The sequence below is a fragment of the Ilumatobacter sp. genome, assembly GCF_965215205.1.
Taxonomy (GTDB): domain Bacteria; phylum Actinomycetota; class Acidimicrobiia; order Acidimicrobiales; family Ilumatobacteraceae; genus Ilumatobacter_A.
In genome coordinates, this window is record NZ_OZ244049.1 from 2,612,280 (window position 1) to 2,635,506 (window position 23,227).

At 72.5% G+C, this 23,227-nt stretch carries 23 protein-coding genes; 19 read left to right on the plus strand and 4 right to left on the minus strand.

Annotated features, from left to right (window positions below; translation table 11 throughout):
* Positions 1-10 precede the first annotated feature (10 nt).
* From ACOOHC_RS12285 to ACOOHC_RS12325, 9 genes are all read left to right on the plus strand, one after another.
* Positions 11-1,423 carry a glycosyltransferase family 2 protein gene (locus ACOOHC_RS12285; RefSeq protein WP_420450693.1) on the plus strand — a complete coding sequence of 471 codons (1,413 nt, stop codon included), beginning with the start codon at positions 11-13 and terminating at the stop codon, positions 1,421-1,423.
* Positions 1,420-3,429, plus strand: coding sequence for an ATP-binding protein (locus ACOOHC_RS12290; RefSeq protein WP_420450694.1), 2,010 nt, complete (start codon positions 1,420-1,422; stop codon positions 3,427-3,429). The genes ACOOHC_RS12285 and ACOOHC_RS12290 overlap by 4 nt, the downstream gene beginning before the upstream one ends.
* Positions 3,413-4,162, plus strand: coding sequence for an HAD family hydrolase (locus tag ACOOHC_RS12295; protein WP_420450695.1), 750 nt, complete (start codon positions 3,413-3,415; stop codon positions 4,160-4,162). The genes ACOOHC_RS12290 and ACOOHC_RS12295 overlap by 17 nt, the downstream gene beginning before the upstream one ends.
* The gene (locus ACOOHC_RS12300; protein WP_420450696.1) at positions 4,159-6,561 is read left to right on the plus strand and encodes a glycoside hydrolase family 65 protein; all 2,403 of its coding nucleotides are present in this window, start codon (positions 4,159-4,161) and stop codon (positions 6,559-6,561) included. Before ACOOHC_RS12295 ends, ACOOHC_RS12300 begins: the two co-directional genes overlap by 4 nt.
* A 197-nt stretch (positions 6,562-6,758) precedes the next feature.
* Complete coding sequence (locus ACOOHC_RS12305; protein WP_420450697.1) at positions 6,759-7,655, plus strand: SDR family oxidoreductase; 897 nt, start codon at positions 6,759-6,761, stop codon at positions 7,653-7,655.
* Between the two features lie 29 nt (positions 7,656-7,684).
* The gene (locus tag ACOOHC_RS12310; RefSeq protein WP_420450698.1) at positions 7,685-8,851 is read left to right on the plus strand and encodes an acyl-CoA dehydrogenase family protein; all 1,167 of its coding nucleotides are present in this window, start codon (positions 7,685-7,687) and stop codon (positions 8,849-8,851) included.
* 103 nt (positions 8,852-8,954) lie between these two features.
* Entirely contained in the window at positions 8,955-9,788 is an 834-nt protein-coding gene (locus tag ACOOHC_RS12315) for an alpha/beta fold hydrolase (protein WP_420450699.1), read from the plus strand.
* A 94-nt stretch (positions 9,789-9,882) separates the two neighbouring features.
* A complete protein-coding gene (locus tag ACOOHC_RS12320) occupies positions 9,883-10,824 on the plus strand; it encodes a RecB family exonuclease (protein ID WP_420450700.1) in 942 nt (313 codons plus the stop codon).
* Positions 10,821-11,570 (plus strand): phosphatase PAP2 family protein, encoded by a 750-nt coding sequence (locus ACOOHC_RS12325; RefSeq protein WP_420450701.1) that lies wholly within the window; start codon positions 10,821-10,823, stop codon positions 11,568-11,570. Before ACOOHC_RS12320 ends, ACOOHC_RS12325 begins: the two co-directional genes overlap by 4 nt.
* Before the next feature lie 18 nt (positions 11,571-11,588).
* Here ACOOHC_RS12325 and ACOOHC_RS12330 read toward each other — a convergent pair whose 3' ends face one another.
* Positions 11,589-11,819 (minus strand): hypothetical protein, encoded by a 231-nt coding sequence (locus tag ACOOHC_RS12330; RefSeq protein WP_420450702.1) that lies wholly within the window; start codon positions 11,817-11,819, stop codon positions 11,589-11,591.
* A 174-nt stretch (positions 11,820-11,993) separates the two neighbouring features.
* Between ACOOHC_RS12330 and ACOOHC_RS12335 the strand changes: the two genes are divergently transcribed.
* Together ACOOHC_RS12335 and ACOOHC_RS12340 are read left to right on the plus strand one after the other, a co-directional pair.
* Positions 11,994-12,782, plus strand: coding sequence for an SDR family oxidoreductase (locus ACOOHC_RS12335; protein WP_420450703.1), 789 nt, complete (start codon positions 11,994-11,996; stop codon positions 12,780-12,782).
* Positions 12,783-12,817: 35 nt separating this feature from the next.
* Positions 12,818-13,258 carry a hypothetical protein gene (locus tag ACOOHC_RS12340; protein ID WP_420450704.1) on the plus strand — a complete coding sequence of 147 codons (441 nt, stop codon included), beginning with the start codon at positions 12,818-12,820 and terminating at the stop codon, positions 13,256-13,258.
* Positions 13,259-13,304: 46 nt separating this feature from the next.
* On the opposite strand, the gene nudC is transcribed toward ACOOHC_RS12340, so the two are convergent.
* Positions 13,305-14,129: an NAD(+) diphosphatase gene (gene nudC / locus ACOOHC_RS12345; protein WP_420450705.1), complete on the minus strand. Its 825-nt coding sequence runs from the start codon at positions 14,127-14,129 to the stop codon at positions 13,305-13,307.
* Between the two features lie 73 nt (positions 14,130-14,202).
* Here nudC and ACOOHC_RS12350 point away from each other — a divergent pair, with 73 nt between their 5' ends.
* The 4 genes from ACOOHC_RS12350 (at position 14,203) to ACOOHC_RS12365 (ending at position 17,534) form a co-directional block, all read left to right on the plus strand.
* Complete coding sequence (locus ACOOHC_RS12350) at positions 14,203-14,697, plus strand: FABP family protein (protein WP_420450706.1); 495 nt, start codon at positions 14,203-14,205, stop codon at positions 14,695-14,697.
* Positions 14,698-14,814: 117 nt separating this feature from the next.
* The gene (locus tag ACOOHC_RS12355) at positions 14,815-15,993 is read left to right on the plus strand and encodes a steroid 3-ketoacyl-CoA thiolase (protein ID WP_420450707.1); all 1,179 of its coding nucleotides are present in this window, start codon (positions 14,815-14,817) and stop codon (positions 15,991-15,993) included.
* A gap of 101 nt (positions 15,994-16,094) precedes the next feature.
* A complete protein-coding gene (locus tag ACOOHC_RS12360; protein WP_420450708.1) occupies positions 16,095-16,577 on the plus strand; it encodes a thermonuclease family protein in 483 nt (160 codons plus the stop codon).
* A 117-nt stretch (positions 16,578-16,694) separates the two neighbouring features.
* A complete protein-coding gene (locus ACOOHC_RS12365) occupies positions 16,695-17,534 on the plus strand; it encodes a ChbG/HpnK family deacetylase (protein ID WP_420450709.1) in 840 nt (279 codons plus the stop codon).
* Positions 17,535-17,545: 11 nt separating this feature from the next.
* Here the strand turns inward: ACOOHC_RS12365 and ACOOHC_RS12370 are convergent, their stop codons facing one another.
* Both ACOOHC_RS12370 and ACOOHC_RS12375 read right to left on the minus strand, forming a co-directional pair.
* Positions 17,546-17,788: a hypothetical protein gene (locus tag ACOOHC_RS12370; RefSeq protein WP_420450710.1), complete on the minus strand. Its 243-nt coding sequence runs from the start codon at positions 17,786-17,788 to the stop codon at positions 17,546-17,548.
* Positions 17,785-18,750: a PIG-L family deacetylase gene (locus tag ACOOHC_RS12375; protein ID WP_420450711.1), complete on the minus strand. Its 966-nt coding sequence runs from the start codon at positions 18,748-18,750 to the stop codon at positions 17,785-17,787. The genes ACOOHC_RS12370 and ACOOHC_RS12375 overlap by 4 nt, the downstream gene beginning before the upstream one ends.
* Positions 18,751-18,801: 51 nt before the next feature.
* On the opposite strand from ACOOHC_RS12375, the gene ACOOHC_RS12380 reads away from it, so the two are divergent.
* The 4 genes from ACOOHC_RS12380 to ACOOHC_RS12395 all read left to right on the plus strand — a co-directional run bounded on the left by ACOOHC_RS12380 (position 18,802) and on the right by ACOOHC_RS12395 (position 23,104).
* On the plus strand, positions 18,802-19,530 hold the full coding sequence (locus ACOOHC_RS12380) for a YbhB/YbcL family Raf kinase inhibitor-like protein (RefSeq protein WP_420450712.1): 729 nt from the start codon (positions 18,802-18,804) through the stop codon (positions 19,528-19,530).
* Positions 19,531-19,621: 91 nt separating this feature from the next.
* Positions 19,622-20,581, plus strand: coding sequence for a rhomboid family intramembrane serine protease (locus ACOOHC_RS12385; RefSeq protein WP_420450713.1), 960 nt, complete (start codon positions 19,622-19,624; stop codon positions 20,579-20,581).
* A 63-nt stretch (positions 20,582-20,644) separates the two neighbouring features.
* Positions 20,645-22,339 carry an FAD-dependent oxidoreductase gene (locus ACOOHC_RS12390; protein WP_420450714.1) on the plus strand — a complete coding sequence of 565 codons (1,695 nt, stop codon included), beginning with the start codon at positions 20,645-20,647 and terminating at the stop codon, positions 22,337-22,339.
* A 6-nt stretch (positions 22,340-22,345) separates the two neighbouring features.
* Positions 22,346-23,104, plus strand: coding sequence for a zinc-dependent peptidase (locus tag ACOOHC_RS12395; RefSeq protein ID WP_420450715.1), 759 nt, complete (start codon positions 22,346-22,348; stop codon positions 23,102-23,104).
* Positions 23,105-23,227 lie beyond the last annotated feature (123 nt).

The window sequence follows — 23,227 nt, forward strand, 5'->3', positions numbered from 1 at the left end:
CGTCGTCGCGGTGCTCGAGAGCTTCGACTGGTTCGTCCTCGCGTACTTCGTCGTGCTGAACAGCAGCTACCTGTTGCTGATCGGCGTCGCGGCGCACGACACGGCCCGCGCGCATCGGCGACCCGCCACCGCCGGGTACGACGACGTGTTCGCGAACCCGCTCACCCCGGCGATCTCGGTGCTCGTGCCGGCGCACGACGAGGAGGTGCTCATCGTCGACAGCGTGCGCAGCATGTTCGCGCTCCGCTACCCGCACTTCGAGGTCGTGGTCGTCGACGACGGATCGACGGACGGCACCTTCGAGGCGCTGCGCGCCGAGTTCGATCTGATCGAGGTCGCCCCGGACTTCGACGCCGTCGTCCCCACCATCGGTCAGGTCCGCTCGGTCCACGTGCCGCGCGACGGCCTGGCGCTGGTGGTGGTGCGCAAGGAGGGAGCGGGGAGCCGCGCGGACGCGATCAACGTCGCGATCAACGCCGCCCACCACCCCCTCGTGTGCTGCGTCGACGCCGACTCGATCCTGGAGCGCGACGCCCTCCTGCAGGTGGCCAAGCCGTTCGTGGACGACCCCGAGCGGGTGATCGCGAGCGGAGGCACGATCCGTGCGGTCAACGGCTCGGCCGTCTACCGCGGGCAGCTCTCGACGGTGCGCCACCCGCGCAACTGGCTGGTGAGGATCCAGATCCTCGAGTACCTGCGCTCGTTCCTGCTCGGCCGCACGGCGTGGTCCAAGCTCGGTGCGCTGATGATCATCTCGGGGGCGTTCGGCCTCTACCGACGCGACCGCCTCGTCGAGGCCGGCGGGTTCGACCCCCGCTCGATGGCCGAGGACGCCGACGTCCTGCTCACCCTGCACAAGCTCGAGCGCGACGCCGGTCGCGCCTACCGGGCGGTGTTCATCGCCGTCCCGGTGTGCTGGACGGAGGTCCCCTCGAACCGCCAGATCCTGGCGCGCCAGCGCGTCCGCTGGTCGTACGGGTTGGCGCAGGTGCTGTGGAAGCGGCGCTCGATGATGCTCAACCCGCGCTACGGGCGCATCGGCATGGTCACCCTGCCGTACTACCTCGCCTTCGAGCTGCTCGGCGCCGCCGTCGAGCTGGTCGGGGTCGTCGCGGTGATCGCGGGCCTGTGGTTCGGTGCGGTGAACCTCGAGTACGCCGCGCTGTTCGCCGTCGTCGCGTTCCTGTACGGCATCGCGGTGTCGCTCGCGGCGGTCCTCGTCGAGGAGGTCTCGTTCCACCGCTACGACCGTTGGCGCGACCTCGGCGCGACGGTGGTGGCATCCGTGCTGGAGAACATCGGGTACCGCCAGCTCCACGCGTGGTGGCGCCTGAAGGGCCTGCTCAAGGCGATGCGCGGGAGCGAGCCGGCGTGGGGGGTGATGACCCGCACCGGGTTCACCGCCGAGGAGGTCACGGCGTGAGCGTTCGCTGCGAGCAGGTCGACGGTCGCGACGGGGGCGACGTCACGTCCCGGGCGGGCCGAGGTGCCGACGAGCTCGACCCCCGGTCGCCGGTGCGCCTGCTCGCGATCGTGGTCGCCCTCTCGCTGCTGACCGCCGTGACCACCATCGCGGTGTTCCTGATCGACACCAACCGTGCCGTCGTCCAGGGGGTCGAGGTCGACGCCGCCGGACGTCAGCGCCGCCTGAGCGAGCGCATCGCATACGACGCGGCGCGCCTCGCCCGCGAACCCGCCGACGACGCGACCCGGGCCGAGCTGCGCTGGGCCGCCGAGATGCTCCACGCGATCCGCACCGGCCTGCTCGTCGGCGACGCCGAGCTGGACCTCGACGGCGAGATCCCACCCGCCACGCGCGCGCTCTACTCGGCCGACGGTCTCGACCTCACCGCCCGACTCGATCGTCTGGAGCGGGCCGCGACGGGGATCGCGTCGGATCCCGGCCCGCCCGACGTCGAGCTGCGGAGGCTGATCGACGACGAAGCGGTGGGTCAGCGGATCGTCTTCGACCTGAACCGGGTCGTCGAGAGCCTGGCCGCGACCGAGGGCGACGAACGGGCGGCGACGCGGGGCCGGGCGGTCATCGGGCTCGCCACCACGCTCGCGCTCGCGGTCGTGGCGCTGGCCGCGCTGGTGTCGGTCCGCCGCCGGCTCGCCCGCCAGCTGGCGCTGCGCGCTCGGCTCTCGGCCGAGGTGGCGAGCTCGGAGGACCTCTACCGCACCACCGTCGACTCGCTCCACGACGCGGTCGTGGTGCAGGACCACGACGGGTTCGTGGTGCGCACGAACGACGCCGCCCGGCGCATGCTGGCGCCGTTCGCCGTCGACGGCCGCATCGAGACCGGCGTCCACCTCGCCGACGTGGTCCCCGGGTTGCGCGACGAGGCGGGCCGCCCCCTGCGCCCCGAGGAGCGCCCGACCCGGCGCGTGCTGGGTGGCGCCGGTCCCGTCGTCGGGGAGATCTACCAGCTGCGCAGCGACGGCGACCGGCGCTGGTTCCGCACCAACGCGGCCACGGTCACCGGCGCGGACGGGCGGTCGAGGCGCGTCGTGCTCACGTTCGCCGACGTCACCGACGAGCGCCTCGCCCACCAGCGGTCGGCCGAGGAGCAGCGCGCGGAGCTCGAGCGCGAGCAGGAGCTCGTGGCGAAGCTGCTCGCGCTCGACGACGCACGGAACAACTTCGTGTCGACCGTCTCCCACGAGCTGCGCACCCCGCTGACGAGCCTGGTCGGCTACCTCGAGATGCTCGAGGACGGGACGGCCGGCGACCTCGACGAGATGCAGGTCTCGATGGACGGCGCCTCGGTGCGCAACGCCCACCGGCTCCGCCGGCTGATCGACGACCTGCTCGAGATCAGCACGGCGGAGCAGGGCGCGCGGCGCGACCGCTCCGTGCCCGTCGCGGTCCGCACCCTCGTCGAGCGCGTGGTCGAGGCGATCGCCCCCATCGCCATCGAGGCCGGCGTCGACCTCGTCGCGTCCGACGTCGCCGAGGACCTGCGCGTCGCCGGCGACGCGTCGGAGCTCGAGCGCGTCCTGATCAACCTGGTCGGCAACGCGATCAAGTTCACCCCCGGGTCGGGCTCGGTCACGATCGAGACGGCGGTCGACAGCACGTCCGGCACGACCGGCGACACCCGCCACGGGTCCGGCGACCGGGTGCGCATCTCGGTGGTCGACACCGGCGTCGGCATCCCCTCCGGCGAGCAGGAGCACGTCTTCACGCGCTTCTTCCGCACCGAGAGCGCGACGCGCGACCAGATCCAGGGCAGCGGGCTCGGCCTGACGATCGCGGCGAAGCTGACCAAGGCGCACGGCGGCACGATCGAGCTCTCCTCCGACGTCGGGGTCGGGACCACCGTCACCATCGAGCTGCCCCTGCTCGGCCGCACCCCGGTCACGGCCGGTGGCTTCGGCGTGCCCGGCTCGACGCCTAGCATCGGCGCCCATGACCGACGACGGTGACGATCGGGGACACCCGCCCTTCGAGTGGGCCCGCCACGCCGGCGTCCTGTTCGATCTCGACGGGGTGATCACCCCCACCGCCCGGATCCACGAGCACGCGTGGGGCGAGCTGTTCTCCGGCTTCGACTACACCGAGCGTGACTACCTCGAGCACATCGACGGCAAGCCACGCTACGACGGGGTGCGCGACTTCCTGGCGAGCCGCGGGGTGACCCTCCCCGAGGGCTCACCCGACGACGCTCCCGGCGACGGATCCGTGTGCGCTCTCGGGAACCGCAAGAACGCCCTGTTCAACGAGGTCCTCGACCGTGACGGCATCGCGCCGTACCCCGGGTCGCAGGCGACCCTCGACCTGCTCGCCGAGCTCGGCGTCCCCGCCGCCATCGTCTCGTCGTCGAAGAACGCCGTGCCGGTCCTCGCGGCCGCCGGCCTCACCGAGCGCTTCGAGGTCGTGGTCGACGGCGTCGTCGCCGCCGACGTCGGCCTCGCCGGCAAGCCCGCTCCCGACGGGTACCTCCTCGGAGCGGAGCGGCTCGGGGTCGACCCCGCCGCCACCGTCGTCGTCGAGGACGCGGTCTCGGGAGTCGCGGCGGGAGCGAGGGGCGGGTTCGCCGTCACCATCGGCGTCGATCGCGGAGCGGGGCGCCGCGCCCTGCTCGACCACGGCGCGACGTTCGTCGTCGACGACCTCGACGAGCTGCTCCCCGCCGATCGCCGGACGCGCGCGACGTGACGTTCAACCAGCTCCCCCCGCCGACCGGCCTCGACCCCCACCGGTTCCCGGTGGAGCCCTGGCGACTCGTCGAGACCCGCTACGGCGCCGACGACCTCGGCCACACCGAGACCCTGTTCGGTGTGGGCAACGGCTACCTCGGCATGCGCGCCAACCCCGAGGAGGGTCGCGACGCCCACAGCCACGGCACCTTCGTGAACGGCTTCCACGAGACGTGGGAGATCCAGCACGCGGAGAACGCGTTCGGCTTCGCCAAGGTGGGCCAGACGATCGTCAACGTCCCCGACGCCAAGCTGATCAAGCTCTACGTCGACGACGAGCCCCTCCTGCTCGCGAACGCCGACCTGATCAGCTACGAGCGCAGCGTCGACTTCCGCTCCGGCACGCTCACCCGCGACCTCGTGTGGCGCACCCCCGGCGGCAAGCGAGTCCACGTCCGCTCGACCCGGATGGTGTCGGTGGTCGAGCGCCACCTCGCGGTGATGACCTTCGAGGTCACGATGCTCGACGAGCCCGGCCCCGTGGTGATCTCCTCGCAGCTCCTGAACCGCCAGGACGGCGAGGACGAGTACCACGTCAAGTCCGCCGCGCTCGGCGAGGCGGCGGTCGAGCACGACCCCCGCCAGGCCCGCTCGTTCGACCACCGCGTCCTCCAGCCGACCGTCCAGATCGACGGCACCGACGAGCACGGCAGCGGAGACGTGGTCCTCGGGTACCGCTGCACGAACTCGCGGATGACGATCGCCTGCGGGTTCCGCCACGAGATCGAGACCGACTCCGAGCACGCGGTCACCACCACGGTCGGCCACGATCTGGCCAAGTCGGTGGTCGAGGTGCACGCCCAACCCGACGTCCCGATCCGGATCACGAAGTACGTCAGCTACCACACGTCGACCGGGGTCCCCTGCGAGGAGCTCGCCGACCGCTGCCGGCGCACCCTGTCGCGCGCCTCGACGGCCGGGGTGGGCGCGCTGCACGGCGAGCAGCACGACGCGCTCGACGAGTTCTGGTCGGCGGCCGACGTCGAGATCGTCGGCGACGAGGCGGCGCAGCAGGCGATGCGCTGGAACCTGTTCCAACTCGCCCAGGCGTCGATCCGCACCCAGGAGCAGGGGATCGCGGCCAAGGGGGTGACCGCCGGCGGCTACGACGGCCACTACTTCTGGGACACCGAGGTCTACGTCCTGCCCTTCCTCGCGTACACCGACCCCGTCGCGGCGCGCAAGGTGCTGCGGTTCCGGTGGCTGATGCTCGACGCGGCCCGGCGGCGAGCCGCGGTGCTCAACCAGCGTGGCGGCCTGTACCCGTGGCGGACGATCAACGGCGAGGAGGCCTCGGCCTACTACGCGGCCGGGACCGCCCAGTACCACATCAACGCGGCCGTGGTGTTCGCCCTCGGCCGCTACCTCGACGCGACGGGCGACGTCGACTTCCTCGCTCGTGAGGGGGCGGAGATCCTGGTGGAGACCGCACGCATGTGGGAGGACCTCGGGTTCTACATGGACCGCTACGGCGGCACGTTCCACATCCACCGCGTCACCGGCCCCGACGAGTACACGACCGTCGTCAACGACAACTGCTACACGAACGTGATGGCCCGCTTCAACCTGCGCTACGCGGCCCGCACCGTCCGGTTCCTCGCCGAGTGGAACCCCGACGCGTTCGAGACCATCCGGCGACGCACCGACCTCGAGCTGAACGAGCTCGACGCGTGGGACGCCGCGGCCGACGCGATGTACATCCCGTTCGACGACGAGCACGAGATCCACCCCCAGGACGCGGCGTTCCTCGACCTCGAGCCGTGGGACTGGGAGGGCACGCCGACCGGGAAGTACCCCCTGCTGCTCAACTTCCACCCCCTCGTCATCTACCGCCACCAGGTGCTCAAGCAGGCCGACGTCGTGCTCGCGATGTACCTGCGCTCACGGCACTTCTCGAGCGAGCAGAAGCGGCGGAACTTCGACTTCTACGATCCGATCACGACCGGCGACTCGTCGCTGTCCGCGTGCGTCCAGGGGGTGATGGCCTCGCAGGTCGGTCGCCACGACCTGGCGATCGACTACTTCCACCGCTCGCTCTACCTCGACGTGTGCGACGTCCACCACAACACCGCCGACGGGGTGCACATCGCGAACTGCGGCGGGGTGTGGGCGGAGATCGTGCACGGGTTCGCGGGCATGGTCGAGACCGGCGAGCACCTCGAGTTCTGCCCCCACCTGCCCGAGAGCTGGGACGCGGTGAGGTTCCGGATCCACCGCCACGGCTCGACGGTCCAGGTCGAGCTGAGGCGCGAGGGCTGCTCGCTCACCCACGTCGCCGGGCTCGGCGTCCCGGTGCGCGACGGCGACGGCGTCACGGTGGTCGTCGAGGGCTCGGACCTGTTCATCCCGACCGCCTGAGCGGCAGGACGCGCGCTGCGAGACGCCCGAGCGCGGACGCCGCCGGGAGCGCCGGGAGCTCGTGAGGAGCCGGGACACCTCGCGCATCGCCTCGACGCGCTCCACGACGCCGGTTCGAACGGCTCGCCGACGTCGGAGATCGTGACGAGCGCCGGAGGTTTCCGGCGAGATCCACCCGGGCGGTAGCGTCGGGCGCCATGGCAGATCTCGGTTTCGACGGCAAGGTAGCGATCATCACCGGAGCGGGTGGCGGTCTCGGCAAGCAGCACGCGCTGATGATGGCGGGGCGCGGGGCGCTCGTGGTGGTGAACGACCTCGGCGGAGCGGTGGACGGGTCCGGGTCCGACAAGGGAGCGGCCCAGCTCGTCGTCGACGAGATCACCTCGGCCGGCGGCGAGGCGGTGGCGAACACCGATTCGGTCGCCACCGTCGAGGGCGGCGAGTCGATCGTGCAGTCGGCGCTCGATGCGTTCGGGACCGTCGACATCGTGGTGAACAACGCCGGGATCCTGCGCGACAAGTCGTTCCACAACATGACGAGCGACCTCGTCGACCCGGTGCTCGACGTCCACCTGCGTGGCGCGTTCCACGTCACCGGCCCGGCGTGGAAGGTCATGCGCGAGAAGGGCTACGGCCGCATCGTGTCGACCTCGTCCGCGGCGGGGATCTTCGGCAACTTCGGCCAGGCCAACTACGGCGCGGCGAAGATGGGCCTCGTCGGGTTCACCAACGTCCTCGCCGTCGAGGGCGCGAAGTACGACATCCGAGCGAACGCGATCGCCCCGCTGGCGCTGACCCGGATGACCGAGGACCTGATGGGGGCGGGCTTCGGCGACAAGCTGCAGCCCGAGCTGGTGTCGCCCCTGGTGACGTACCTGTGCCACGAGTCGTGCGAGGCGACCGGTCGGGTCTTCTCCGTCGGCGGCGGTCGAGTCGCCGAGGTGTTCATCGCCGAGTGCCCGGGCTACACCGACACCGACCTGACCCCCGAGACGCTGCGCGACAACTGGGCGACGGTGACCGACCGCGACGGCTACGAGGTCCCCACCCAGCTCGGCGAGGAGACCAAGATGTTCCTCGACGCCCTCTCCTGAGTCCGGTCGAGCGACCCGGACCGACCGAGATGGTGGAGATCGACGAGATGGACGACGCACGCGACGCGCCGACGGTGGACGAGTTCGGCGTGGAGGCCGCCGAGTGGCTGGCGCGCAACGCCGAGGGAGCGCCTCCCGACTACGGCGCGATCTGCCCGCCGCACCTGATCGAGGCCGGCATCGAGTGGCACCGACGGGTGCGCGACGCGGGCTACGCCGGCATCCACTGGCCGACCGAGCACGGCGGGCGGGGTCTCAGCGCCGAGCACAACGCCCGGTGGCTGCTCGAGTGCGCCCGTGCGGGCGTGCCGCCGATGCTCAACATGGTCGGCCTCGTGCTGACCGGCCAGGCGCTGCAGATGTACGGCACCGACGCGCAGCGCGACCTCCACCTGCGCGCCACCCTCGACGCCGACCACGTCTGGTGCCAGCTGTTCTCCGAGCCGGGCGCGGGGAGCGACCTCGGCTCGCTCACGACGCGCGCCGTGGCCGACGGCGACCGCTTCGTCGTCGACGGCCAGAAGGTGTGGTGCTCGGGGGGCCGGTACAGCGACTGGGGCATCCTCATGGCCCGGACGCGCCCGATCGACCCCGACGCGGGGGTCGGCAAGCACGACGGGATCTCGTTCTTCCTGTGCCCGATGGATCTCGACGGGATCGAGATCCGTCCCCTGCAGCAGATGACGGGGGAAGCCGAGTTCGACGAGGTCTTCTTCACCGAGGTCGAGCTCCCCGCCGACCACCTGCTCGGGCCGCTCCACGGCGGCTGGGGGGTCGCGATGTCGGTGCTGACCAACGAGCGCGGGCACATCGGCACCGCCGTCATCTCCCTCCAGCGTCGACTCGACCAGATGATCGCGCTGTCGAGCGAGCGCGAGCTCGACGCCCTCGATCGCCAGCACCTCGCCGAGCTGGTCGCGACGGGCACGGCGTTCAAGGCGCTCGCCCGACGGCAGGGGTCGGTGGCGTCGACCGCCGCCTCCCTGCTCAAGCTCGGGATCACCGAGATGTCGTTCGCGACGGCGATGCTGCGCGGCGAGCTGGCGGGCGCGGGGTCGACGGTCGACGGACCCACGTCGTACGGGATGCTCGCCGCCCCCGGCGGACGGATCGCCGGGGGCACCAGCCAGGTTCAGCGCAACATCATCGGCGAGCGCCTGCTGGGACTCCCACGCGAGCCCCGACCCGAGCGCTGAGCGAGGCGACGGGCACCGCCCGCTCGCCGGCGTCGTCGACCATCGGCGCCGAGCCGTGCGACCGGGTTGGTCGCGCCGGGCGCGCTCGGCGATGATGGGCACCGTGCGCGTGCCGTCCTCCGACCGGATCAGCGTCGTCGTCCACCACTTCGGCGGGGACGGCCGACCCGTGCTCCTGTCCCACGCCACCGGCTTCCACGGGTGGTGCTACCTGCCGATCGCCGACCGTCTCGCCGAGCGCACGACGGCGTACGCGCTCGACTACCGCGGCCACGGATCGACGCCGCGCCCCGAGGACTGGGCGGTCGACTGGGACCGCTACGGCGACGACGCGATCGCGGCGGCCGAAGCGATCGCCCCCGACGGCGGTCTCGTGGCGTTCGGCCACTCGATGGGGGGTGCCGCGCTGCTGATGGCCGCGCACCGCCGCCCCGGCCTGTTCGACCTGATCGTCGCGTTCGAGCCGATCGTGTTCGATCCGTCGCAGGCCCGTGCCGAGGAGCCGTCCCCGCTGGTGCGGTCGGCGCGTCGGCGGCGTCCGTCGTTCGAGTCGTTCGAGGCCGCGATCGAGAACTACTCGTCCAAGCCCCCGATGCAGGCGTTCGACCCCGACGTGGTGCGGCTCTACGTCGGCCACGGCTTCCGTCCCGCCCCGGAGGGGGTCCGCCTGGCGTGCGATCCCGAGCACGAGGCGCGCACCTTCGAGACCGGGGCGACGCACCGCACCTGGGACGTCCTCGGCGAGATCGGCACGAGGGTCGTCGTCGTGGGGAGCGCAGACGGCGCGGGGCCCGCCGAGGTGGCGCCGCTCGTCGCCGAGCGACTCGCCGACGCCCGCTTCGTCGAGCGCGAGGACTGGAACCACTTCACCCCCTTCGAGGATCCCGCCGGCGTCGCCGAGCTGATCGGCGACGCCATCGACACCGAGCTCGGGTGACCTCGGCCTCACGTCGCCAGCTCACGGCCAGCCGGCACGACCCCTCGAGGACCATTCGCGAACCCCGTGGCACCGCGTCCGTAGTGTGGGGAGCATGACCGATCTCGTCGACGCGCCCGCCGCCCCCGTCGCCTCCACCGAGGCGGCGGCCGACGCAGCGTCGGCACCGTCGGTCGGGGCGGCCTCGCCCGCGTGGCCGATCCCGTCGTCGCTGTCGCCGTCACGGGTCTCGTCGTTCACCTCGTGCCCGATGCAGTTCCGCTTCTCGTCCGTGCAGCGCCTCCCCGAGCCGCCGGGGGTCGCGACGACCAGGGGCACCGTCGTGCACCGCGCCCTCGAGCTGCTGTTCGTTCTCCCGCGCCACGAGCGCACCCCCTCCGCCCTCGACCGCTGCCTGACGCTCGCGATGCAGGAGCACGAGCACCACCCCGACTACGTGGGGCTGCTCCTCGACGACGTCGGACGGGCGGAGTTCGACGCGGGGTGCCGCGCGCTGATCGAGCGGTACTTCGACATGGAGGACCCCACCACGGTGCGCGACATCGGTCTCGAGGTGCGGATGGCCGCCGACGTCGGGTCCCTGCAGCTCCGCGGCATCATCGACCGCCTCGAGCTCGACGACGACGGCGAGCTCGTGGTCACCGACTACAAGACCGGACGGGCCCCGTCGGGCCGCTACGAGCAGAAGAGCCTCGCCGGGGTGCACTTCTACTCGTTCCTGTGCGAGGCGGTCCTCGGTCGCCGGCCGGCGCGGATCCGCCTGATGTACCTGGCGAGCGGCGAGACGATCGAGACGGTCCCCTCGGCGCAGTCGGTGCGCTTCATCACCACCCGCACCGCAGCGGTGTGGAAGGCGGTGGAGCGAGCCTGCACCACCGGCGACTTCCGCCCCAACACCAGCCGGCTCTGCGACTGGTGCAGCTTCCGGGCGTGGTGCCCCGCCTTCGACGGGGATCCCGACCTCGCCGCCGCCGAGGCGGCCGCCGCCTACGCCGAGCTGGTCGGAGCCGGCGCGGATGCCGCGGTGCGCTCGTGAGCGCCACCTCCCCCGGCACCGACGCAGACCCCTCTCCCGAGAGCGGCGCCGGCACCGGCTTCGACCTCGACGACGGGATCGGCGACGAGCTGGCCCAGGCCGGCGACCTCATCGACCCACCCGTCGACGAGGACCAGCCCGGAGACCCCACGGCGTACGACGAGCTGACCGAGGACGTCCCCGGGCAGGGTCAGCTGGGCCCGGTGGTCGAGCGCTTCGACGAGGTCGTCGACGCCGCCTTCGAGAGGATCCGCGGCAACCCGGTCGCGGATCGGACGTTCCAGGCGGCGAGCACCGTGGGGGACTTCAGCGCGATCTGGCACGCGACGAACATCGGCATCGCCCTCGTGCGCCGACCTCGACGGGCCCGTGAGCGGGTGATCACCTTCGCGGTGCTGATCGGCCTCGAGAGCCTCGTCGTCAACCAGGGCGTCAAGCGGATCGTCCGGCGGACGCGACCGACGGCGGCGGGCGACGACGGCCTGCGCGTGCGCCATCCACGGACGTCGTCGTTCCCGTCGGGCCACGCGAGCGCCGCGACGTTCGCGGCGGCTCTGCTCGGCGCACGGGCCGGGCGACCGGCCGCGAGAGCGATCGCCGCCACGGCCGCCGTCGTGGCGGTCAGTCGGGCGTACGTGCGGATCCACCACGCGTCCGACGTCGTCGCCGGCGTGGTGACCGGCGGGATCCTCGTCGCATCGACCCGAGCGGTGATGCGACGTCTGGGGTTGGCTCGGCTCCTCTGAGCCGGGGTGAGCCGGGGGTCAGCCGAGGTCGGAGGTGACCGGGGCGACGGCGACGACGTCGTCGGCGCCGGACTCGCGGTGCACGTCCGTGAGGAGCGTCCGCACGTCCAAGAGGAGGTCGGCGACCTCCCCGCTCGACACCAACTCGCGGTTCATCATCTTCGCGAGGGCTCCGTCGATGACTCCGAGCGCTTCGTCGATCACGGCCTCGTTGCTGATTGCATCACTGGCGTTCTGCTGCTCTGTCATTGGATCTCACGGTACCGGTGATCACCGGGGGCCGCGCGCACCCCACCGATCTTGTCGGAGCGTTCACACGACCGTGACCGGCGTCGCGACGGGGCGCGACCACCCCGGGACGGAGCGGACCCGGGTGTCGGCGAGGTGCGGTCCGGACGCCGCGGAGCTGCCTACGATGCGCGCATGGACCTGACCGATCGCAACGTCGTGATCACCGGAGCCGGACGGGGGATCGGGGCCGCGCTGGCCGCCTCGTTCCACGCCCGTGGCGCGAACGTGGTGCTGGCCGACATCGCCGGGGCGCCCGAGGCCGCCCGTGCCATCGACCCGCAGCGGGCGACCGGCATCGACGCGGACGTCTCGACCGAGGAGGGCAACCGGCTCCTCGTCGAGCGTGCGACCGAGATCCTCGGCTCGATCGACCTGTTCTTCGCCAACGCCGGCGTCGGGACCGGCACGACGCTCGCCGACACCGGCGAGGACGTGTGGGAGCAGGCGTTCGCGGTGAACGTGCACGCTCACCGCTGGGCGGCGAAGCACCTCGTGGACGAGTGGGTCGCGCGTGGCGAGGGGTACTTCTGCTCGACGGCCTCCGCCGCGGGTCTGCTCGCCCAGATCGGTTCGGGGCCCTACACGCTGACGAAGCGGGCGGCGGTCGCGTTCGCCGAGTGGATGGCGATCACCTACGGCGACGCCGGGATCCGGGTGACCTGCCTGTGCCCGCAGGGGGTGAACACCGCCATGCTCCACGCCGGCGACGACGAGGTGTCGGGGAGCGACGTCGTGCGAGCGGCGGGGGTCGTCCTCGAACCCGACGACGTCGCCGAGCAGGTGGCGGACGCGATCGAGCGCGAATCGTTCCTGGTGCTCCCCCACCCCGAGGTCGCCGACTACGTCCGCCGCAAGGCGGACGACCCCGAGCGGTGGTTGGCCGGGATGCGCAAGCTCCAGCGTCGGGTCACGGGAGCCTGACCCGAGCGCGGCCGCGACGACGGGCGACGACGACGGTGCATCGTTCCACCTCGGCCCTCGCCCGCTTCGGGCTGCGGGCCGGCGAGCCGTCTCGCTTCCGCCGCAACGGGCGTGGGCGACCGGTCGTCGGTCGGGTGGTGGGCATCGAGACCGACGGCAGCATCGCGATCCGAGACGCCGACGGCTCCGCCCGCTCGCTGCGTCCCGAGGCCGTCGAGATCCGTCGGCCGGGCGCTCGCGGACGCCTCGGGTGGCGGCTCGTCAGCGAGGTCGCGATCACGTGGGAGCAGCTCGAGCTGTTCGAGCCCACCCCCCGGCCGAGCGCCGAGCCCGGACCGACGGTGCGGATCCGTCGACGCCGACCGACCCTGTTCGACGACGACGCGACGAGGGCGCCGCCCCGGTCCGCCCCGCTCCCCGAGCCGTCGTGCGAGTCCGACGGCGATGCGCCCGCCACCCCCGCCGAGCGAGCCTGACCGAAGCGGGGCGGGCGGGCCGAGACGGGGTCGCGTCCGGGGCGGTTCAGCCCTCGTCGACCCACGCCGAGATGATCTTGCCCGCGATCGAGATCTCGGGTGGGACCATCGGCAGGTCGTCCTTGCGGTACCACGCCGCATCGGCGATCTCGTCCTCCTGGAGCACGACGTCGCCCGAGACCCACTCGGCGCGGAAACCGACCATCAGGCTGTGCGGGAACGGCCACGGCTGGCTGCCGACGTAGCGGACCGACCCCACCGTGATCCCGACCTCCTCGCTAACCTCGCGCACCACGGCCCCCTCGAGGTCCTCGCCGGGCTCGACGAACCCGGCCAGGCACGAGTACATCGGCATCGGGAACCGCACCCCCCGGGCGAGCAGCGCCTCCTGGTCGGGACCGGGTTCGCCGCGCGTGACCAGCGTGATCATCGCCGGGGCCACCCGCGGGTAGACGATCAGCTCGCACTCGGGGCACACCAGACCGCGCTCGCCCGGCGACGCCTCGGTCGGTGCCGCGCACCGCCCGCAGAACCGGTGGGTGCGGATCCACTCGACGACCTGGACCGCGCGGCCCGCCGCGAGCCACTCCCCCGGCGTCGCCGCCCCGAAGTAGGCGCGCAGGTCGAGCGCCGCGCCGTAGGACGGATCGGGAGCGTCGGTCGGCACGTCCACCGCCCACCACCCGGCGCCGTCGACGATCCCCACGAAGTGCGACGGCCACGACTCGTCCTCGCTCCGGTCGTCGACGAAGACGGTCGACCCGATCACGTGGACGTAGCGCCGTCCGCCGCCGAACCCGGTCGGCTCGACGTTGAGCGCCTCGTACACCTCGGCGGTGTTCAGCGACACCAGTCCCAACTCCGCGACCACGGCTGATTCGTACCACGGCCCGGGGCGCCCCGGTCCATCGGGTCGCACGCCGCCGACGACCTACGCTGCGTCGATGGTCCCTCCGCTGCACCCCGACCTGACTCCGCTCGAAGCGCTGGTGGGGACCTGGTCCGGCGAGGGGGAGGGCGAGTACCCGACGATCGAGACGTTCCGCTACGTCGAGACGATCACGTTCGAGCACGTCGGCACGCCCGTCCTCGCCTACCGCCAGCGCACGACCGCCGCGGACGACGGCCGACCGCTCCACGCCGAGGCCGGGTACCTGCGCGTCCCCGCTCCCGGGACCGCGGAGCTGGTGATCGCCCACCCCACCGGGGTCACCGAGGTCCTCGAGGGCTTCGCCGCCCCCAACAGCGCCGGCCCGACCGACACCGTGATCGTCGACGTGAGATCACGCCACGTCGGGCTGACGACCACGGCGAAGCACGTCGAGCGCGTCGAGCGCACGTGGGAGGTCACGGGCGACGTCGTGCGCTGCACCGTGCGCATGTCCGCGGTCGGCCAACCCCTCCTCCACCACCTCGCCGCGACCCTCCGCCGAGCCTGAGCCCGACGCCGCACCCCTCCCGCTCGCGGCCCCCGGCGGTCGTTCCCCGGCGCGCCACCGATGCCGCCAGGTCCGTGGACTTCACGATCGACGGGCCGAGAACGTAGCGTCGTGCCCATGTCAGATGTCGTGATCGTCGATGCCGTGCGAACCCCGATCGGGAAGCGCAACGGCGGCCTGTCCACCCTCCACCCGGGCGAGACCCTCGGGATCGTGCTGAAGTCGCTGATCGACCGCACCGGTGTCGACCCCTCGGAGATCGAGCAGGTCGTCGGGGGCGTCGTCAGCCAGGCCGGCGAGCAGGCGTTCAACCTCACGCGCACCGCGTGGCTCGGAGCGGGACTGCCGATGTCGACGGCCGCCACCACCGTCGACACCCAGTGCGGCTCCAGCCAGCAGGCCACCGGGCTCGCGTCCTCGCTGGTCGGCGCCGGCGTCGTCGACGCCGCGATCGCGTGCGGCGTCGAGGCGATGAGCCGAGTCCCGATCGGCTCGAGCGGCAACAAGAAGCTCGGCCTCGGCGTCCCGATCCCGCCCCCCTACTTCGACCGCTACGAGATGACGTCGCAGTTCGAGGGCGCGGAGCGGATCGCCGACAAGTGGGGCATCACGCGCGAGGACACCGACGCCTTCGGCCTCGCCTCCCAGCAGCGTGCCATCCGGGCCTGGGAGGAGGATCGCTTCGCCGGCCAGTACGTGTCCGTCGAGGCTCCCGACGTCGACGAGGACGGCGAGCCGACCGGGAGCACCCACGTGGTGTCGCGCGACGAGGGGCTGCGCGAGACGAGCATGGAGAAGCTGGCCGGGCTCAAGCCGGTGGCCCGCGAGGACGGCGTGCACACCGCCGGCAACTCCTCGCAGATCTCCGACGGCGCCGCGGCGTTGATGATGACCACGCGCGAGAAGGCCGAGCAGCTCGGGCTGACGCCACGGGCGCGCGTCGTCGACACCTGCCTGGTGGGCACCGACCCCGAGCTGATGCTGACCGGGCCGATCGACGCGACCGAGCGGCTGCTCTCGCGCACCGGTCTGTCGATCGATGACTTCGACCTGTTCGAGATCAACGAGGCGTTCGCCTCCGTCGTCCTCGCCTGGGCCAAGGAGACCGGGGCCGACCTCGACAAGACGAACCCCAACGGCGGTGCGATCGCGCTCGGCCACCCCCTCGGAGGCACCGGTGCCTTCCTGCTGACCAAGGCGCTCTACGAGCTCGAGCGCATCGACGGCGACAAGGCGCTGATCTCCATGTGCTGCGGCGGCGGTCTCGGCACGGGGACGATCATCGAACGCATCTGACCGGCACCTGCGCCGATCCCGACCGGCGTCGCTCCGGCACGGCTCGCGGTCCGCGGGCGCGGCTTCGGCGCGGGCGCGCCCGACCCCTGGTCGCGCTCGCCGTGGCGCTGACGACGATCGTCGCCGCGTGCGACGGGTCCGAGACCGACGTGCCGGCGGCGGCCGGCGCCCTGGAGCCGAACGCGACGGTCGAGGGCGTGGTCGACGGCGACACGATCGACGTCGCGATCGACGGACGCTCCGAGCGGGTCCGCCTGATCGGGATCGACACCCCCGAGACGAAGCGCCCGAACTCGCCGGTCGAGTGCTTCGGGCCCGAGGCGAGCGCTCACGTCGCGACGCTGATCGCCGCGGGGACCGCGGTCCGCATCGAGCGCGACGTCGTCCCCCGCGACGTGTACGGCCGCCTCCTCGGCTACGTCTTCCGCGCCGAGGACGGCTTGTTCGTCAACGACGAGATGGTGCGACGGGGCTTCGCCCGACCGCTCACGATCGAACCCAACAGCGCCCACGCCCGCCGCTTCGTCGAGTCCGCCCGCACCGCCGAGGCCGACGACCTCGGGTTGTGGGCGAACTGCTCGTGACCGTCCCGTCCCGCCGGCTCGACGCTCCACCCGCCGACCGCGATCCGGTGGCGTGCCCGCAGCGGCAGGTCCGCCGGCCCGCACCACCGGCGCCGTGCGACGGGTAGCGTTGCCCAGGTGAGCGACACCCTCGCCGAGCGGCTCGGCCGTCCTGCGGACGCGAAGCTCGTCATCGTGTCGTGCGACGACCTGGGCTCGTGCCACGCCGCGAACCTCGGGGTCCTCGCCGCCCTGCACGACGGGATCGCGACCTGCGCGTCGCTGATGGTCCCCGCACCCTGGGCGCGCCACGCCGCCGACCACCTCGAGCCCGCCGACGACATCGGGGTCCACCTCACGTTGAACTCCGAGCACGGGTGGTACCGCTGGGGCCCGCTCACCCACGCTCCGTCGCTGCAGTCGGGTGAGGGCGGCTTCCCGCGCACCCTCGCCGACCTGTGGGAGCACGCCGACCCCGACGAGGTGCTGCGCGAGCTGCGCGCCCAGGTCGAGCGGGCCGAGGTGTGGGGCGTCGACGTGACCCACCTCGCGCCGCACCTGTCGGCGATCGCGCTGCGCCCCGAGTTCTTCGACGTCTACCTGGAGCTGGCGGTCGAGTTCGCGCTGCCGATCCGGCTGCCGTCGACGATCTCCCACGAGCAGGCCGGGTTCGCGTTCCGTCGCCTCGCGGCCGACGAGGGGGTGGTGTTCCCGGACCACTTCGACCACGACTGGCGCCCCGGGAGCCACGATCGCGTCCTCGACGCCGTCGCGGAGCTGGAGCCGGGCGTCACCGAGATCCACGTGCAGCCGGCGCTCGACACCCCCGAGGTGCGCGGGTTCGCGGGCGAGGCGGCCGGCGGGTGGATCGCGGACCTCGAGCTCGTCACCGGCGGCGAGCTGCGCGACGCCCTGCGGCGTGCGGGGGCCGAGCTGATCGGGTTCCGCGAGCTGCGCGACGTGATGCGCGCCGGCTGAGCCGTCCTCGCTCAGAGGACGGCGACGATCCCGCGCACCGCCCGATCGGCCTCCCCCGACTCGAGCAGCCGGAGGATCTCCCCGCTGGGGCCGGAGGCCTTGAGGTCGCCGCGCATGAACGACACCGCCGCGTCGAAGTCGGCTCGTGACGCCACGTCGACCGGGACGGTCACCACGACCGGAGCGTCGTCGGGCCCCTCGACGCGCTCGTCCTTCTTCGCGACGACGACGCGGTACTGGGCGGCACCGCTCACGTCGACGCCCCCGCGGGGCCGGCGCGAACCCCGGCGAACAGGTCGCGCTCGCCGTCGTCGTCGGGGATCGACCCGGATTCGGAGCGAGCGAGGATCCAGTCCTCCCAGGGGTACGTCTCGGCCAACTGGTCGTCGTCGAGGCCGAACCACCAACCGGCGCCGGGATCGACCTGGGTGGCGTGGGCGCGCAGCGCTGCGGTGCGCGCCCACTGGTAGTCGGACACGTCGATCCTGGTGGTGATCCGGTGGTCCTGGCCCTCGCGCTCCAGCCACTCGTCCGAGAACGGCGATTCGCCGGTGTGGGCGAGCATCGCCTCGTGCACCGCGAGGATCCGAGCCTTGGCCCACACGGCGTAGTAGAGCTTCGACGGCTGGAACGGCTCGCCGAGCTCGGGGTACCACCCGGCGTCGCCGGCGCGCTCGAACGCGAGCACGGAGATGTCGTGGACGCGCAGGTGGTCGGGGTGGGGGTAGCCCTTCTGGTCGTCGCCGTAGGTGATGATCACCTGGGGACGGGTGCGCCGCACGATCTCGACCAGCCGGCCGACGGCCTCGTCGAGGTCGGCCTGGTGGAAGCAGTCGGGGTGCTGGTTCGGCTCCGTGTCGGCCATCCCCGAGTCGCGGTACCCGAGCATCACGACCTCGTCGAAGCCGATGACCTCGGCCGACGCCGTGAGCTCCGCCTCGCGCATCGACGCGACCAGCTCGCGCTCCTGCTCGGGGGTCATGTCGTGGAACGGCTGACCCTCCTCGCGCAGGCTCGGGTTCTGCAGGTCGCCCTCCTCCCCTCCGGTGCAGCACACGAGCACCGTGCGCACCCCCTCGGCGCCGTACCGGGCGACGGTGGGCGCGCCCTTCGACGCCTCGTCGTCGGGGTGGGCGTGGACCGTCAGCAGCGACAGCGGTTCCCCGGCGGTCGAGACGGGGGCGTCGGGGGCGTCGCGATTCGATGTCGGGGACACGTTCGCGAGGCTACCCACGAGGACCGTGGCCATGCCCTACGCTCGCCACCCGTGATCGGCCCGCTGCGAACGACGCGCTCGGTGCGCGCCGCCTGCGTCGTCGGGGGCCTCGCCCTCGCAGGGCTCGGCGCGTGCGACACCGGCGACGGGACGCGCCTGGCCGACCCGACGAGCCCGACCACCCTCCCGCCCCCGGACACCTCCCCGATCTCGACCGAACCCCTCGGCGACGACGGCGGCGTCGACGTCACCCGGGACCCCCTCGCCGGCGCGGAGGAGCTCGATCCGGTCGCCGGCGGCTCGCTCGTCGCCTCCGACATCGCCGACGCGGGCGAGCTCGAGATCTTCGCGCCGTGGCTCGCGGGGGCGCAGATCGACCCGATCCACACCTGCGACGGCTCGGGGGTCTCACCTCCGATCGACTGGGTCGGGCTCCCGGCCGGCACGGCGGACGTGGCCGTGTCGATGGTCGACGAGACGGAGCTGAGCAACGGGCGCCCGTTCATCCACTGGGTCGTGGCCGGGCTGGGACCGGACGCGACCGGCATCGGCGAAGCCGAGGTGCCGCCGGGCGCGATCCAGGCCCTGAACTTCTTCGGCGACGTCGGCTACGCGGGCCCCTGCCCGCCACCGGGCGAGACCCACGTCTACCGGGTCACCGTCCACGCGCTCGGCCAGCAGGTCGAGCTCGTCGACGCGACGCCGGCGGCGGAGCTGCTCGACTTCGTCGAGAGCGTGGCCATCGCGTCGGCGAGCACCACGGTCCTGGCGTCGCGGTAGCGGGCCGCGGACGCCGTGGGGTCGCCGTGAGGTCGGTGACGGCGACCCGGGTTTCCCATTCGGTCAGACATCGCTCGGTACCCTGACCGGCGTGCCGCTGCCGCCGCCACCGCCCGAGACGCCCGAGTCCGGCCGTCGCACCTCGCTGCCCCCTCCCGACCGTCGGCTGCGCCAGCGCCTCGACGACGGCGCGGAGGCCTGCTTCCGCCACGCCAACCGCGCCGCGGGGCGTCGGTGCACGCGGTGCGGGCGCCCGGCGTGCGCCGAGTGCCTCGAGCAGGCATCGGTCGGCAGCCACTGCGTCGAGTGCGCCGAGGCCACGCGCCCCGACGTGGTGACCCGCGCGCGGTACTGGCAGGCGAGCAAGCCGGCGATCGTCGCCACCTCGCTGATCGCGCTGAACGTCGCGATCTTCGCCTGGATGGTCCTCGCCAGCGGTGGCGAGGCGCTCGCCGGAGGCGGGACGCGCGCGCACGCCGACCTCGCCCTGTTCGACTCCTGGCGGACGGGCATCCTGGAGACGGCCCGTGGACCGGTGCGCGTCTCGGACGGAGGGGACTGGTACCGACTGGTCACCTCCGGGTTCGTCCACTACGGGATCATCCACCTCGCGTTCAACATGTACTTCCTCTGGGTCCTGGGGAACCAGATGGAGCCCCAGCTCGGACGTGGCCGCTTCGCCGCGCTCTACGCCGCGTCGCTGCTCGGCGGGTCGGCCGGGGTCGTGGTGATCGACAGCGGCGGGTTCAGCGCCGGAGCATCGGGGGCGATCTTCGGTCTGCTCGGCGCGTTCGCGGTCGGGGTCTGGCAGCACGGGGTCAACCCGTTCAGCACCCAGATCGGGACCCTGCTGCTGATCAACCTCGGCATCACCTTCTTCATCGGCGGCATCTCCATCGGAGGTCACGTCGGCGGGCTCGTCGCGGGCTCGATCTGCGGCTTCGTGATGATGGCCCCGGGGTACAAGGGCTACCCCCGCTGGTCGACGTGGGCGCTCCCCGCCGTCGTCGGCCTGGCGGCGGTCGTCGTCGCCTTCCTCGCCGCCGGCTGAGCGCCGACGGACACCCCCGCCCTCCCCGGACCGGGGTCGCGCCCCCGCCCCTAGAATCCGTGGATGGCGCTGCGCACCACCCACATCGACCGGATCCGCGACGGGTCGTTCGACACCCTCGTCGTCGGGGGCGGGATCAACGGCGCGGTCGCGGCGGCGTCGCTCGCGGGGCGCGGGGCCAGCGTCGCGCTGATCGATCGCGGCGACTTCGCCCACTTCACGAGCCAGGCGTCGTCCAACCTCGTCTGGGGAGGCTTCAAGTACCTCGAGAACTACGAGCTCTGGCTGGTCTTCAAGCTGTGCCAGTCGCGCAACCGGCTGATGCGCGCCTACCGCGCGAACATCCGCGAGATCGGCTTCTACGCGGCGCTGGACTCCAAGGGCCCGTACCCGCCGTGGTTCGCGTTCCTCGGCGCCGTCGGCTACTGGATCATCGGTCAGTTCGGGACGCGCTGGCCACGCCTGCTGAGCAGGGACCGCATCGAGCGCGAGGAACCGGCGATCGACACCAGCGGGGTGGCGGGGGGCATCGAGTACCGCGACGGCCTGCTGATCGACAACGACGCCCGCTTCGTGTTCAGCTTCGTGCGCTCGGCCATCGAGGCCGGCACCGCCGCCGCCAACTACGTCGAGCTCGTCTCCGCCCGGCGCGACGGCGACCGGTGGATCGCGTCGCTGCGCGACGTCGACACCGGTGAGGAGCTCCAGACCTCGGCGCGCTCGATCGTCAACGCCGCCGGACCCTTCGTCGACGTGCTCAACGACCGCTGGGAGCTGACCACCGAGCACCGGATCGTCTACTCCAAGGGGATCCACCTCGTCGTCCCACGCCTCACGACGCGCGACCACGACCGGGTGCTGGCGTTCTACGACGACACCGAGCGGCTGTTCTACGTCATCCCGATGGGCAGCCGCTCGGTGATCGGCACGACCGACACCCGCGTCGAGGACCCCCGCACCGAGGTGACCGACGACGACATCGAGTTCCTCCTCGGGCAGATCAACGCCCGCATGGACCTCGACACCCCGTTGACGCCCGACGACGTGATCGCCCGCCGCTGCGGGGTCCGGCCCCTCGTCGTCCCCACCGACGGCAACGACCGCGCCGACGTCGACTGGACGAAGCTGTCGCGCAAGCACGCCGTGGAGACCGACCACCGTCGACGGGTCGTCACGATCTTCGGCGGCAAGCTCACCGACTGCCTGAACGTCGGTGAGGAGGTCGCCGCCGAGGTCGAGTCGCTCGGCATCCCCCTCGAGCGCGACCTGCGCAACTGGTACGGCGAGCCGGCCGGGGCGACCCGCAAGGAGTTCTTCCGCCAGGCCCGCCTGATGAAGCTCGACCGGATCCGCGACCGGCCGGAGATCGAGCCGCTCTCGGACCGGCTGTGGCGACGCTACGGGCGCCGGGCGTTCGCGATGCTCGACGCGATCCGTGAGGAGCCGTCGATGGGAGAGGACATCATGGGCTCCGCCGACTACCTGCGCGTCGAGCTGCACGAGGCGGCGCGCTCGGAGATGGTGACCAAGCTCGAGGACTTCATGCGCCGGCGCTCGAAGATCGAGCTGGTCGTGACCGACGACGACATCGCCGACTCGCCGGGGCTGCGCGAGGTCGCGGAGATCCTGTTCGGTGCCGACGAGGCCGACCGTCGACTGGCGGAGTACTTCGGTGGCCCCGACCTCGTGCCGACCGCCGTCCGCACCGGCCCCCGCCCGACCGAGGCGACGAAGTCCGCCGGCGACGTGCTCGTCTGACCCGGCGTGCTCGCGACGATCAGGCGGTGGCTGTCCGGTCGACCGGTCGAGTTCGACCCGGCGTGGGAGCGCGTGCTGCTCGACGGCTTCGAGCACTGGGGTGCGCTCGACGACGACGAGCTCGCTCGGATGCGGATGCTGGTCGCCCGCTTCGTCCACGAGACCGAGTGGGAGGCCGCGCGCGGGATGGATCTCACCGACGAGGTGCGCGTCCTGATCGCCGCCCAGGCCGCGATGCTGCTGCTCGGGCTGTCGATCGACGAGTACTTCGACGTCACGTCGGTCATCGTGCACTCCTCGACGGTCCGGCTGCGCGGGACCCACGCGACCGGTGCCGGCACGATGTCGGACGCGCCGCGGCACCTGGCCGGGCAGGCGCACCCGCGCGGCCCGGTGGTGCTGTCGTGGAGCGCGGTGCGGCGTGAGGCGCGACGCCCCGAGCGGGGCCAGAACGTCGTGTACCACGAGTTCGCCCACCGCCTCGACATGCTCGACGGGATGACCGACGGGACCCCCCCGCTGGGCAGCGAGGACGCGGCCGAGCGGTGGGCGGCGGTGTGCACCCCCGCCTTCGAGCGGGTGCGCGACGGCACCTCGATCCTGCGCAGCTACGCCGGGACGAACCCCGCCGAGTTCTTCGCGGTCGCCACGGAGGCGTTCTTCACCCGTCCCCGGGAGGTGCGCGAGCACGAGCCGGACCTGTACGCCGAGCTGCGCGCGTTCTACGGCCAGGACCCGGCCGAGCGGATGGGCGCCCCGGCCTGACGCGACGTGGGTCCCGGCCGACGGGTTCTCGACTCCGTCGGGACGCGGCCCCCGACGAGGGCGACCTCGACGCGGCGCCACTGCGCGACGGTCGGGTCCCTGCAGTCGGGCGCGCCCGCCTCG